This is a genomic window from Corynebacterium sp. (assembly GCF_030532715.1).
Classification (GTDB): Bacteria; Actinomycetota; Actinomycetes; order Mycobacteriales; family Mycobacteriaceae; genus Corynebacterium.
Map to the genome: position 1 here is coordinate 331928 of NZ_JAUNKO010000002.1, position 13017 is coordinate 344944.

A 13017-nucleotide genomic window follows, 5' to 3' on the forward strand; every position below is an offset into this window, starting at 1 on the left:
CTCGCATGGGGGTTAGTGTGAATCCAATAGGTTAGCCGCCTAAATGTATCGTGTCTCACACTTCATTGGCTAGAAAATCTCAATATCTTGTTGAAAAAGGGGGGTTGTATGGGTGTGCTGGTACAAAAGAAATATGGCTTCATTCGCACTGCACGGATTGTGGTCGGGCGAATCTGGCCTGCACCTTTGGATTGAACAGCGAAAAACCAACCGTGGAGTTACCCCCGATCAGCTGAGTGAAGGTACATTTCCGCCGTGCGTCGAGCAGGTGTTGCAGCACATGGATTTTCGCACCTGGCTGGAAGTTGCGTTACGTTCGCCCGCCGGAAGTTTGGAAAAAGTGCGGCTGCCCGCGGCGTCGATAGCCGGGGAACAATTGGTTCAGGTGTTTGATCAGTTGGCGGTGTTGGATCGTGAGGATGATGCGGTGCGCCCGTTACGGCGCGGTAGTATCGCCTCGGATTTGCGGTGGCTGCTGCGGTTTTATCTCGGCGTGAAAAGATTCGTCTCCGCCGGGCAGGTAACCTTGAGCCTTCGCCCTGACCAGGGGAAATGGTGGCCGCGCTGGGGTCTGGCGGCGGAGGGAAGGCAGCAGTATTGGGTGCGGGCCATGGTCGAAAGCGCGCCCGGGGTGTTGGTGGTCAACGGCGGTGAGCATTTCGCTGAAACGTTTGCGCTAGCAGCCGCACATTGGATCACGTTGTCGAAGCTGCGCGGGCTTGCCGAGGCCCGCCCTGCTGGTGCGTGGCATCCATTTTCGCGCAGTTTGTTGTACAACCTGCCGGTGCCGGCTGGTAGCGAACAGTTCGTGTCCGCGATCAAAGAATGGCGGGAGTCTACAAGCGAATCTGTGTGTGAAATTGTCGTTGTGGTCGCTGAGGAGCCGGTGGGCGAAGACGCCGATGAGCTGCTGTGGCCGGTACGGCTGCGGATTTCTTACGACGGCAATGCGTCACGGCCGCTGCGCGCAGCCGAGTTGGTAGGTTCGGCCGTGCACTATGCGTCCGCGAATCGTGACCGAATCATGATGCTCGGCGGGTTGCCGCAACGCTGTGCGGAATACCGTATGTTCGGTGTGGATGTTGAGGGCGAAGCGGGAGGCGACGTCGGCGATTGGGATTGCTACCTCACGTTGGAGGAATTGCAGGAGTTTTTGAGTGTGGGGGTTCCGCGGTTACGCGCCGCCGGGGTCGTGGTGTTGTTGCCGAAAAGTTGGACGAAAGCTGAGCTGCGTGCCAGCCTAGAGCTGGCGTCCAGTTCCGATCCGACCGTGGCCACGGCGTTGGTAAAAACTGGCGTAGAGCAAATACTCGGATTTCGGTGGCGGATCAGCCTTGATGATAAGGACGTCGGCCCAGAAGAAATGCGGCAGTTGGTGGCCAGCAAAGCCGGGTTGGTGAAACTGCGTGACAGATGGGTGCTGGCGGATACGGACACCGTGCGCCGGGTTGCGCAATACATGGACCGGCTGGCGTCGCAGACGCAAAGTTGGAAGGCGGCGGAGTGCGCCCGTTTGGAGGCCGAGCTTCAGCGGGATGTCGAATGCAATAGCGATAACGTGGTGGAGTTGCAGGGGCGCCTTGCGCAGCTGCGTGGTGAGCTGGATGCCGCGCAGGAAGCTTGGCAGCAATACAATCGTCAGTTCGATGGGGAAACGTCCTTAGCGGCGCTTCGGAGTTTTGCCGCTATCACCGAGGAAGACGGCCCGAGCTACATCGGCAATCCGTGGCATGTCGCGCTGGCTGGTGGTGCGGACGACAACACCGTCCTGCCCGCGCCCACACGGGTGGCGATCCCCAAGAGCGTGCGTGCTGAGCTGCGTGAGTATCAACGGCGCGGCGTCGATTGGTTGTTGTGGATGAGTGAACAGCAGGTGGGTGCGGTACTCGCCGACGATATGGGTTTGGGCAAAACCCTGCAGGTGCTCACCATGCTGGCGGTCGAGCGCGAGCGCGGTAGTTCGATAGAGCAGGAGTTTGATATCAGTGCGCCTTCACTGGTGATAGCCCCGACCTCAGTGGTGAGCAATTGGGCGGCGGAAGCCAATCGCTTCACCCCGGATTGCCGGGTGATGGTGTTCCACGGATCGGATCGGCCAGACGCGGAAGCTTTTGCCCTCGCGGTGCAGCAGGTGGATCTTGTGGTCACGTCCTATGGCCTGCTTACCCGCGAGTTTGACGTGTTGGCGGGCGTGCAGTGGGGGCACGTGATTTTGGATGAGGCCCAGCAGATCAAAAATTCCACCACGAAGGTTGCGAAAGCTTCGCGCGGGTTGCCTGCCCGGCATCGGATTGCGCTTACCGGCACCCCAATGGAAAACCGGCTGTCGGAGTTGCGTTCGATTTTGGACTTTTGCAACCCGGGGATTTTGGGGACGGCGTCGTTCTTTAGAAACCACTTTGTCAAGGCGATTGAACGGTACGGCGACGAGCTGCGGGCGGAGCAGCTTCGGCGACTCACCGCGCCGTTTATCTTGCGGAGGCTGAAAACGGACCGCGCCATGATTGCCGACCTGCCCGAGAAAAACGAGGAGATTGTGCGCGTGCACCTTACCAAGGAGCAGGTTTCGCTGTATCAGGCCTTGGTGGAGCGCATGGCGCAGGAGATTTCTGGCGCGGAAGGCATCAATCGAAAAGGGTTAGTTTTGGCCACCATTACGCGAATCAAACAGATTTGCAATCATCCGGCGCATTATCTGGGCGATGGGTCCCCAATGTTGGTGGGTGGCAAGCATCGCTCAGGCAAAGTGCGAGCCTTGGCCGATATTATTGCCCGGGCCCACGAAGCGGACGAACGTGTGTTGGTGTTTACCCAGTACCGGGTGTTCGGCGGGATGCTGCAAGATTTCCTTGAGGGGCGGCTCGGCACGCCGGTGCCATTTTTGCATGGCGGAGTGTCGCGCGCCCAGCGCGACCGTATGATCGAGTCATTTCAGGGTGCGGGTGGCCCCTCCGTGATGGTGCTTTCGCTGAAAGCAGGCGGTACTGGGTTGAACCTCACCAAGGCGAACGTAGTTGTGCATATGGATCGATGGTGGAACCCAGCCGTAGAAAACCAGGCCACGGATCGTGCGTTTCGCATCGGTCAGCGGCGGGACGTGCGCGTGTATAAGATGATGGCGCTGGGAACGCTGGAGGAGGCGATCCAAGATGTGCTCGACGGAAAACTGCAGTTGGCGGAGTCTGTGATTCGGCCCGGCGAGGGTTGGATCACTGAACTAAGCCCCGAGGATTTGACGCAATTGCTTAGCTACCGCGGACGAGGAGTGGACTCATGAGCCGGAAACGCACGGTAGTGGACAATGTGATCTACGCGAATTTTGGCAGTCGTCCGAAACAACCTTCGCGGCAGAAACGCACCATGTCTTCTGCGGTGGCTGGTCGCGTGTTCGCCGCCCAACTCATTCCTGATTTGCTCGCACAGTTGATCGATGAACGGCGTATCTCGCGCGGGCGCACGTATGCCCGCGATGGGCACGTCACGCGCGTCGAGCTCGGTAGCGGCATCATCACTGGGTACGTGCGCGGCTCTCAATCCGAACCTTTTTTCGTGCAATTGCGGTTGCCGCCGTGCGACGCCGCGTCCGTGACCGACGTGATGGAACGTCTCCGCGCCCTCCCGAATGGCTTGCAGGATGTGTTGGCGGGGCAAGTACCTTCCGCGTGGATTCGTACGCTCATTGCGCACGGCGCCGACCAGATTGATGTTCGGTGTTCGTGCCCCGACCGTGCGCTGGTGTGCAAGCACGCCATTGCGCTGGGGGAGGTCGTGGCGGAACGGATCCACGAAAAGCCTGAACAGGTGTTTTGGCTGCGTGGCGTGGATGTCCGCCGCTTGCTTGCGCCGTTGGAAACAAGCGCGCCATGGGAGGCGAGTGAGGTTTCGTATGACGCGGAGCACTTTTGGCAGGGGTGGCAGCTTCCGGAGCTCCCTGAACCCGATGCGGCCTTGGGGTTTACCGCGGAGCATGCTCAAGTGCTCTATCGGGCGGTGGAGGCCATCTCCTCGTCCACGGTAGAGCAGCTTCGAGGTGTTGCCGATATCGAGGATATGTACGACTATCTAACGCAAAAATAACTGAACTATTGTTCGATTTCCGCCTGTGGCGTGTTGCGTACCCGTAGTACAAAGGGGATATATGAACACGATCAAATTTCTGCACACCTCTGACTGGCAGCTCGGCATGACCCGCTGGTTCCTCACTTCAGAAGCGCAGGCTCGGTTCGAGGAGGACCGGCTTGCCGCGATCCGGCGGCTCGGCGAGATTGCCCGTGACACTCAGTGCGAGTTCATCGTTGTCGCAGGGGATGTCTTTGAGCAAAACAGCGTGAGTCCCCGTACGTTGGGCCGCGCCAGGGACGTCCTCGCGAGCCTGGGCGTCGATACGTATTTACTGCCCGGCAACCACGACCCACTCACCGCGGACAGCGTGCTGCGCCGCGTGGCAGACCTGCCCAATGTTCACCTGCTGGATACGGATGATCCGGTGCCGGTGCGTCCCGGCGTGGAGCTTATCGGCGCGCCATTGCGATCCAAACACCCCACCACCGATCTCCTGGCGGCAGCGTTGGCCCCACTGTCCCCGCATCCACCGGGAACGATCCGCATCGCCGTAGGCCATGGCCAGGCCGAATCCCGCGGCGGTGGAGCCACCATCGATCTGCGCTGCCTTGAAGATGCCCTCGCCCGCCGTGTGGTAGATTACGTCGCCTTAGGCGATACGCACTCCAGCGAGCCGGTGGGGAGCACTCACAAGGTGTGGTTTTCAGGTTCCCCGGAAACCACCGACTTCTTCGATCACGCTACCGTCGGCGGGGGCGAAACCAATTCCGGCAACGCGCTTGTGGTGAGCCTTGACAGTGACGGCGGCATCGACGTGGAAGAAGTGCCAGTAGGGCAGTGGACCTTCGAGGCTGTGAGTTTTGACGTCAATGCAACAGCCGATGTGGATCAGTTCTTTGCCGCGCTTGACGCGTACCCGGCGAAGTCCCGCACCGTGGTGAAGTACGCACTGCGCGGCACTCTCGGTGTCGGGGACATGCGGTACCTCGAACGCGGCCTCGAACAACGCGAACCTATCTTTGCGGGGCTTTATGAACGCTCGCGATTGACATCGCTGATGGTGGCGCCAAATGAGGAGGAGTTGCTGGAGTTGGAGCTCTCCGGCTACGCCAACAACGCCCTGCATGAACTGTTAGCCAACGACGAGGACGAGACGGCCGCAGATGCGCTGCGCCTGCTGTTTCGGCTTGCAAAGGAGCGGACCGCATGATCCTGCACAGCATTACGATCGATAACGTTCGCGCCATCGAGCACCTGGAAATCACGGATATTCCTGCTACCGGGGTGCTGGTGGTTTCGGGTGAAAACGAGGCCGGAAAATCCACGATTTTGGACGCGCTGCACACCGTACTGCACATCCGGCACAGTAGTACGGCTCGTCGGGTGAAAGGCTTGCAGCCCGTCGGCCGAGACGTGGGCCCGCGCATCCAGCTAGAGGCGAGCGTTGGCCCCTACCGATTCCGTATTGATAAAACATATTTGCGGAAAAAATCCGCGGAGTTGCAGGTGTTTGAGCCGAACGTGGAGCGGCTCGCTGGCGCGGACGCGGAGCAGCGCTTGGAAGCCATCCTGAACGAATACCTTGACAATGACTTGTTCGAGGCGATGTTGATGCGCCAAGGTCAGGCCGATGCGCAAGTGGAAGCCGTGGGTATTCCATCCCTGGTGGCTGCCTTGGATCAAGGCCAGCGCGAGGAAGTCGTCGACGATTCCGCGCTCATGGAGCGCATCAACGCCGAGTACCGGCGCTATTTCACCGAGAAAACCGGGGCAACTACCGGCGAACTCAAAGCCGCGGAGGCTGATGCTGAACGCCATGCGGAGCAGATGCGGCAGGCCAAGCGAGAGCTGGACGAGTTGGCTCAATACGTTCGGCGCCATGAGCAGGCCACTGCCCAGCTGGAGGATGCTCAATTGCGTCGGCCCGCGGCGGAAGAAGAATTGCGTACAGCCAAGCGGCGCCACGCGGAGGCTACCGCTGCGCAAGAGCGCATCGACCGGGCGCAGGAGCGTGTGGCTGCCGCGCAGGCCGAAGTCGACCTCGCGCAGGTCGCTGTAACAGCTCGCGCTCGTATCGAACAAACTTTGCAGCAAGCGTGCGATAGTGTGACGGCGTTGCAGTCCCGCACCGACGAGCTGGAATGTAATGCAGCGCAAGAGCGGCAGGAAAAGGCAAAACTCACCGAGAGGTTAGCTACTGCCCGAGATCAGGAACGCGCCGCTGCTGAGGCATTGCGCGCGGCGCAGGAGATGGTGCAACGCTGCAGGGATAATGCCGCGTTGCAGGCCGCGCGGAAGCTGGCGGCCACCCTCGAGGCTGCTGAAAAGTCGGTGGCAAAATGCCGAGCTGAGGTGCCGCAGCGGCCTATCGAACAGCGCGATGTGCAGTGTGTTGAGCAGGCGGAATTGCAGCTGCGTACCAAGGAAATTGAGCGCGACGCTGCGGCCGCCACCCTGACCTTGTCGGCGTTGGAGGCCACTGACGTCACGGTCGACGGCCAACCGGTTACGCTTGCCGCCGCGGGCACGGAATTCGCGCTTGCTGGAAAGACCGTGGTACAGATCGGTCCGGTGCGCGCCGTCATCCGCGCGGGGCGTGCGGGGCAGGCGGCGAATCGCGAGGTTGAGCGAGCACGCGAACAGCTTCAAGCGCTGCTCGCAAGCCTTGGCGATTTTCCGAATGCGCAGGCGGTGCGGGACGCGTGCCGGGACCACGAGGCGCGTAGTTTGCGGTTGCGGGAGGCCGAGCGGGAGTTGCGAGCTGCGCAACCAGCCGACGAAACCCTCACCCAACTCCAGGCTCGCATCGAACGGTTGAATGCGCAGGACCTCCATGGATTGCCGGCGCTTGCAGACGCCGAGGAAGCCTTGGGTCCGGCGCGCGATGCATACGAAGCAGCCACCGCAACGTTGGCGAAAATTCGTGCGGAATTGGATGCGTGGTCGGAGTCTGGGGCCCGGCTGCAATTGCAGGTGCACCATGCACGGGTGGAGGACGCGCAGCGGGCGAAGCGCCGCGCCGAACAGGAGTTTGCTAGCGCGGAGCAGCTCGAGCCGAAGTCGAGCCTGTTGGGGCGGGTGCAGGCTGCCGAACATCGCCACGCGGAGGCCGTTGCCAAGGTTGCGCAGTTGCGGCAGGCCGGCGCGGATTTGGAGCGGGCGCAGGCTTTCCTGCTCGGCGCGCGCACCCAGCTGAAAAACCTTGCGGACGATGAATTGGCGGCGCAGAAGACGCTGGCGGAGTTGACGGGTCGCATTAACCAAGCTGCGGGCGTCGCCGAACGCTTCGAACAAGCATCCGCTGCGGCGAAACGGGCGGAAGTGCGCTTCGCCGCTTCTCGACGCCGCGCCGATGCAGTTCGGCTGCTACGAGCAACGCTGCGGCGGCATCAAGAGGTTGCCCGACAAAAATATGCGCAGCCTTTTGTTGATGCTTTGACTCATTTTGCTAAACCAATTTTTGGTAATGATGTTGGATTTACGTTGACCGATACGCTGCAGATTGAGGGCAGGGAGGTAAAAAATATTCCGCTAAATATTGCAGCATTATCAGGTGGCGCTCAGGAGCAACTTGCCATTTTGACACGTTTAGCAATAGCTCAGCTCGTGTCTGACGACGGTGTTCCCATCATCATTGATGACGCATTGGGTAATACCGACTCCGAGCGTTTGAGTGTCATGTCCACGCTATTGAGCGATCTTGGTCGAACTCGCCAAGTGTTTATTTTGACGTGTGACCAGAATCGCTATATCCGGGTAGCAAATGCGCGGCGGTTTCGAATGGACGAGTTGCGGGCCTAGTCCGATTCCTTGCGGCTCTCGCCTTGTTTGTGCTCGGCAGTCGGATTGCCGTCCGTTGCGTCACTGGCGGCTTCGCCAGCGACGTCGACAGGCTCCTCAGCTTCGACAGCCTGTTCGGCCTTATCTGGGGCGCTGGCAGGCGTTGGGGCGTCCTCGTGGGAATCCTTAACGGTGGCGTTGCCGTAGGTTTCCTCAAACTTCTTTTTGAGGTTGGGGACGGGCGTGCCAGGAGGTTGCAGGATCGCAGAACCTTCGATCTCAATGGTGACGTCTTCGCCCAAAATCAACCCGCCAGACTCCATCGGCGTGTTAAACGACATGTTGAAATGGGTGCGGTTGATCTTCAGGTAGCCCTCAAAGCCCATCCGGGTGTTGCCCATGGGGTCATCCGCCACGCCGATGACATGGACGTCGAGGGTGACCGGGTGGGTTTCGCCCTTGATGGTGAGATCGCCAGTGACCGAGGCGCGGTAGTTGTGCACCCACTCCACCTTGGTGGAGAAAAATGTAATCGTGGGGTACTTGTCCGTCTCGAAAAAATCATCGTTGAGGAGGTGATAGTCCCGGTCGGGATTGCTCGTGGAAATACTCGGGGTTTGAATAATGGCGTCAATTTTGCAGGATTCGCCAAGCACAATATAGCTTTCATAATCCGTAAATTCACCACGCATTTTCGTTACCATTGCGTGACGCACCCAAAACCCCACCCGGGAGTGCGTTGGATCAAGGATATATGTGCCGTCAAATAAAGTCATCGTCTCTTCTCCTTAAGGTGAGAATGCTGACTAGGGGGGTGGTTGATCACTGCATTGCAAGCTTAGTAATCGGTTGTGTGGATATCAATGACCACGAGATATAGCTAGTTGAAATATAAGAAATTCCAACATCAATTCTTAGAATTGCAGGTCGGTGGGATTATGCAATGCAAGCAAGTTTGTCCACAATTGAATGCGCTGGTTAAGTTTCATGAGCAGCCAAAATAGGTTTATTCTAGGTAAGTATGACGACCCCAAGATGGCTGAACGACGAAGAGCAGGAACTGTGGAGGGATCTCCTCGCCGCCGTCCGCTATGTTGATCGCGGCATGGATGTAACCCTTCAGGAAGGGCATGGGATTTCGGTTCCGGAGTTCGCGGTTCTCGTGCATCTTTCCGAAAGCAACGCGATGGAAACGCGGTTACGTGATTTGTGTGCCTCCCTCGAATGGGACCGTAGCCGCACCTCGCATCAGATCACACGCATGGAACGGCGTGGATTGGTGGTGAAACAAAAATGTTCTGACGACGGCCGCGGCGTCATCGTCGAGTTAACGGCTGAAGGTCGCCGTCGGCTCGAGTCCGCCGCCCCCGAACACGTAAATAGCGTGCGAAAACTGTTTTTTGACAACATCACGGAAGACGAAATGCGGGCCCTGAAACCCATTCTGGATCGAATCTTAAGGGAAAAACAAGGGTAATCCCTGATGCGCGGTGGCGACAGGGCGACGATACTCAAAGTTGTACACCAAATTTTTCCCTTCAAGGTTAGGAGCCTTGCCATGAACGCCCCATTTTCCGATCGCCAGCTCTACCGCAGCACCACCGACAGTTTCGTCGGCGGCGTTCTTGGGGGTGTCGCTCAAGCATATGGTTGGGATGCGTCCCTGCTGCGTCTCGGCTTCGTGGCTTCGTTCCTGTTGCCCGGATCCCAGTTATTCCTTGTGGTGCTGTACGTCATCGGCTGCATCGTGATACCCAAGGACACCACGTTCTAGCCAATCCTGCCTCGCAGCGTGAGTTGTTGCTGGGTAACGCAAAACACCCCGCCATGGAATGTGGCGAGGTGTTTTCTGGTGCCCCCGACACGATTCGAACGTGCGACCGCTGGTACCGGAAACCAGTGCTCTATCCCCTGAGCTACGGAGGCGGGCAGAAGAAAACATTAGCACCCGCAGCGCGGCAACGCGAATCGAGGCCCCGCATGGTGGCGGGGCCTCGAGGCGGCTAGTCGACGATGACCACGATCAGGGTGCGGGGCCCGTGGACACCTTCGACGCGATTGAGCTCGATGTCGGAGGTTGCGGAAGGGCCAGAAATCATGGTGATGGGTAGGCTACGATCCAGGCGTTCAACCATTTCTGGCACGCCGTAGACCACTGAATCCATGCGCACGATGCAGATGTGGCAGTCGGGGACGAGGGTGAGGGCGCGGCGGCCGTTCGTTGGATTGGATTCCAAGCAAATCGTGCCGGTTTGGGCGCTGGTGACATGGGAGTCGGTCACCACCACATCCACGTCGTCGAGTAGGCGCGGGTCGGTGGTGCGATCGTCGGGGGTGGCGGAGCCGGTGAACCCGTCAAAAAGTTTGGGATCTAAGCCCTCGGCGAAGCGCACGTCCTTGGCGTTGCGCTCTTCGAGCAGCGCCACGATGGTTGCGGCCAGACTGTCTTCGGTGGCTTCCTTCACAATCGCCTTGTAGTCGAGCAGGCGGTCGATCAGGGTTTCCTTGATTTCTGCGGCGGAGTAGTCGTGGGTGAGGTTGTACTCACGGGTGACTTCGTAGCCGCCTGAGGGGGTGTTTGCCAAGCGGTGCGCGTTGGCGATGCGCTGCAAGATCTCCTTCTTCGCGGCGGCGTTGCGGGCGTCCCGTTCAGCATGCTTGGTGGTCATTTATTTTTCCTCCGTAGTGGACTTGCCGGGGATGCCTTCTGCGCGAGCCTGGGCCAGCAGCTGTTGGGCTTCGTCGGAGTTGAACCAAACGCGGAAGGACTTCTTTGGCGGCACGGATGTGTCGCGTACATCGGTCCAGCCAGCGAGGAAACTCGGCAGGTGGGTGATCTTCTTCTTCCGGCCCCCAAGGATGCGACCGAATGGCACGAGCTTTGTGGCAATGTTCCACAGTTTGCGGTAGCCGAACGCCAAACCCATAGCCCCCATGAGCACGCCTTCGATCTTGGGTTTGTGGGATTCGATCTTTTGGTGGCGCAATTCGAGCAAGGCGGACGGGATGTCAATCTTGACTGGGCATACTTCGTAGCAGGCACCGCACAGGGAGGACGCGTACGGCAGGGAAGCGTTCGGGTCGTGTGCGGAATCAATGCCGGTGAGCTGCGGGGTCAAAATTGCGCCAATGGGGCCGGGGTAGGTGGAGCCGTAGGCGTGGCCGCCGGCGCGCTCGTAGACCGGGCAGACGTTGAGACATGCGGAGCAACGAATGCACTTGAGTGCCTCGCGGCCAATCTCGTCTGCGAGGGCAGCGGTGCGGCCGTTATCCACCAACACGAGGTGGAAATGCTTCGGGCCGTCGCCTTCGGTGACACCGGACCACAGGGAGGTGTAGGGGTTCATACGTTCGCCGGTGGAGGAGCGTGGCAGCAGCTGCAGGAACACTTCGAAATCCTGGAAGGTGGGCAGCATTTTTTCGATGCCCATCACGGAGATCAGGGTTTCCGGCAGGGTCAGGCACATGCGGCCATTGCCCTCGGATTCCACAATGGCGATGGTGCCGGTCTCCGCAACGCCGAAGTTTGCGCCGGAAATGGCAACCTTGGCGCGCATGAATTGTTCGCGCAGGAAGATGCGCGCCGATTCTGCGAGTTCGGCGGGTTCGGTGGACAGGGTTTCATCCGTGTGCGGCATTTCCTTGATGAAGATGTCGCGGATTTCCGCGCGGTTGCGGTGGATCGCGGGCACCAGGATGTGGGAGGGGCGGTCGTGCCCGAGTTGCACGATGAGTTCCGCAAGGTCCGTTTCGCGGGCGGAGATCCCAGCGGCGCGGAGCTGTTCGTTCAAACCGATTTCCATGGTGGCCATGGACTTGATTTTCACCACGTTGGTTTCGCCGGTGTCTTGCACCAGCTGGGTGACAATTTCGCCGGCTTCCTTGGCGTCGCGCGCCCAGTGGACGACGCCGCCGCGGGCGGTGACGGAGGCTTCCAATTGCTCCAGCAGTTCCGGCATGCGCGCCATTACGTCGCGTTTGATGCCGGATCCGGCTTCGCGTAGCGCCTGCCAATCGTCGATTTCCTCGATCACGGCGGCGCGCTTACCACGAATGGTGTGGGTGGCTTTATGCAGGTTGCGGCGCTGCGTTGCCTTGTATAGGTCTTCGTGCGCGGCAGCCTGGAAGGAGCGGGTACCGCGGAGGTTGCCCACTTCCTTTGACGCGCGCGGCGGCATTGCTGGGGTGCCCAGAAGCGTGCTCACAGCATGACCTCCTTGGAGTAGATAGCGGAGTCAGGGGACCAGGGGTGGCTCTTGGTGGAAGCCAGGATTTCGGCGAGGTGAATTGCCCGCACACCTGCGTGCTGGCGTGACAACGAACCACCGATGTTCATCAGGCAGGAAGCGTCTCCGGCGGTGACGTATTCCGCTTGGGTGTCACGGATGTTGCGCACCTTGTCGTGCACCATGGCAGCGGACGTTTCCGCGTTCTTTACGGAGAAGGTGCCGCCGAAACCGCAGCACTCTTCGGCGTGCGGCAGCTCCACCAGGTCGAGGCCCTCGACGTTGCGCAGTAGGCGCAGTGGACGGTCGCCAACTTTCAGGAATCGAAGAGAGTGGCAGGTGGAGTGGTAGGTGACGCGGTGCGGGAAAAATGCCCCCACGTTGTCAACACCGGCTACGTCGATCAGGAATTCGGATAGGTCGTAGGTTTTTGCGGCGGTGCGGCGCGCGCCATCGACAAGCGCGGAATTGCCGTAGCGGGAGGCAACGTGCTCGTGCTGTTCGCGGACGGCGCCCGCGCAGGAACCTGAAGGCGCGACCACGCAGTCGATGGAATCATCCGAAAACGCGTCCACGTAATTGCGGATCTGCGGAATCGCCTGCCGCTGATAACCAGTATTGACGTGCATCTGGCCGCAGCAAGTTTGTTCGGGCGGGAACACGACTTCGTGGCCGAGGCGGGAGATGATGACAGCGGTGGCCTTGACCACGTCCGGAAACATTGCGTCACCGATGCAAGTGGAAAACAGCGCTACACGCACGGTTGCTCCTCACGGTTGTTGGGGCATTATGGGTGCAAGCATGAATGCTGGTGATACCAATTTCACGCTCGATAGCCCCGATATTACCGATTCAGCCACACCCGACGAACCCATGTGAGGGCCGCCTAACCAGCGACTATTCCGCAACAAAAGCCTTTCCTAATTTGTTATCACCAGTGGGGTAAAGG

The 13017-nt window shown here is 59.6% G+C and carries 10 protein-coding genes and 1 tRNA gene; 6 read left to right on the forward strand and 5 right to left on the reverse strand.

Going from position 1 to position 13017, the window contains the following annotated elements; genetic code table 11:
• Positions 1–133 precede the first annotated feature (133 nt).
• The 4 genes from Q4D83_RS04605 (at position 134) to Q4D83_RS04620 (ending at position 7863) form a co-directional block, all read left to right on the forward strand.
• Complete coding sequence (locus Q4D83_RS04605) at positions 134–3277, forward strand: DEAD/DEAH box helicase (protein ID WP_303173378.1); 3144 nt, start codon at positions 134–136, stop codon at positions 3275–3277.
• Positions 3274–4077: a hypothetical protein gene (locus Q4D83_RS04610; protein WP_303173381.1), complete on the forward strand. Its 804-nt coding sequence runs from the start codon at positions 3274–3276 to the stop codon at positions 4075–4077. The genes Q4D83_RS04605 and Q4D83_RS04610 overlap by 4 nt, the downstream gene beginning before the upstream one ends.
• Positions 4078–4138: 61 nt before the next feature.
• The gene (locus Q4D83_RS04615; RefSeq protein WP_303173383.1) at positions 4139–5272 is read left to right on the forward strand and encodes a DNA repair exonuclease; all 1134 of its coding nucleotides are present in this window, start codon (positions 4139–4141) and stop codon (positions 5270–5272) included.
• The gene (locus tag Q4D83_RS04620; protein WP_303173386.1) at positions 5269–7863 is read left to right on the forward strand and encodes an AAA family ATPase; all 2595 of its coding nucleotides are present in this window, start codon (positions 5269–5271) and stop codon (positions 7861–7863) included. Before Q4D83_RS04615 ends, Q4D83_RS04620 begins: the two co-directional genes overlap by 4 nt.
• On the opposite strand, the gene Q4D83_RS04625 is transcribed toward Q4D83_RS04620, so the two are convergent.
• Positions 7860–8618, reverse strand: a complete 759-nt coding sequence (locus Q4D83_RS04625) for a YceI family protein (protein ID WP_303173388.1) — start codon at positions 8616–8618, stop codon at positions 7860–7862. The genes Q4D83_RS04620 and Q4D83_RS04625 overlap by 4 nt on opposite strands.
• Before the next feature lie 245 nt (positions 8619–8863).
• On the opposite strand from Q4D83_RS04625, the gene Q4D83_RS04630 reads away from it, so the two are divergent.
• Both Q4D83_RS04630 and Q4D83_RS04635 read left to right on the forward strand, forming a co-directional pair.
• On the forward strand, positions 8864–9319 hold the full coding sequence (locus Q4D83_RS04630; protein ID WP_303173390.1) for a MarR family winged helix-turn-helix transcriptional regulator: 456 nt from the start codon (positions 8864–8866) through the stop codon (positions 9317–9319).
• An 81-nt stretch (positions 9320–9400) separates the two neighbouring features.
• Positions 9401–9616 (forward strand): PspC domain-containing protein, encoded by a 216-nt coding sequence (locus Q4D83_RS04635; protein WP_303173392.1) that lies wholly within the window; start codon positions 9401–9403, stop codon positions 9614–9616.
• Positions 9617–9692: 76 nt separating this feature from the next.
• Here the strand turns inward: Q4D83_RS04635 and Q4D83_RS04640 are convergent.
• The 4 genes from Q4D83_RS04640 to Q4D83_RS04655 form a co-directional block, all read right to left on the reverse strand.
• A tRNA-Arg gene (locus Q4D83_RS04640) sits at positions 9693–9768 on the reverse strand.
• Between the two features lie 77 nt (positions 9769–9845).
• Positions 9846–10511, reverse strand: a complete 666-nt coding sequence (locus tag Q4D83_RS04645; protein ID WP_303173394.1) for an LUD domain-containing protein — start codon at positions 10509–10511, stop codon at positions 9846–9848.
• Positions 10512–12047, reverse strand: coding sequence for a lactate utilization protein B (locus Q4D83_RS04650; RefSeq protein WP_303173396.1), 1536 nt, complete (start codon positions 12045–12047; stop codon positions 10512–10514). It lies immediately after the preceding gene.
• The gene (locus Q4D83_RS04655; protein ID WP_303173398.1) at positions 12044–12829 is read right to left on the reverse strand and encodes a (Fe-S)-binding protein; all 786 of its coding nucleotides are present in this window, start codon (positions 12827–12829) and stop codon (positions 12044–12046) included. Before Q4D83_RS04655 ends, Q4D83_RS04650 begins: the two co-directional genes overlap by 4 nt.
• Positions 12830–13017: the final 188 nt, after the last annotated feature.

Coding starts and splice junctions, on each gene's coding strand:
- Q4D83_RS04605 (WP_303173378.1), top strand. CDS start 134: ATGGCTTCATTCGCACTGCACGGATTGTGGTCGGGCGAATCTGGCCTG.
- Q4D83_RS04610 (WP_303173381.1), top strand. CDS start 3,274: ATGAGCCGGAAACGCACGGTAGTGGACAATGTGATCTACGCGAATTTT.
- Q4D83_RS04615 (WP_303173383.1), top strand. CDS start 4,139: ATGAACACGATCAAATTTCTGCACACCTCTGACTGGCAGCTCGGCATG.
- Q4D83_RS04620 (WP_303173386.1), top strand. CDS start 5,269: ATGATCCTGCACAGCATTACGATCGATAACGTTCGCGCCATCGAGCAC.
- Q4D83_RS04625 (WP_303173388.1), bottom strand. CDS start 8,618: ATGACTTTATTTGACGGCACATATATCCTTGATCCAACGCACTCCCGG.
- Q4D83_RS04630 (WP_303173390.1), top strand. CDS start 8,864: ATGACGACCCCAAGATGGCTGAACGACGAAGAGCAGGAACTGTGGAGG.
- Q4D83_RS04635 (WP_303173392.1), top strand. CDS start 9,401: ATGAACGCCCCATTTTCCGATCGCCAGCTCTACCGCAGCACCACCGAC.
- Q4D83_RS04645 (WP_303173394.1), bottom strand. CDS start 10,511: ATGACCACCAAGCATGCTGAACGGGACGCCCGCAACGCCGCCGCGAAG.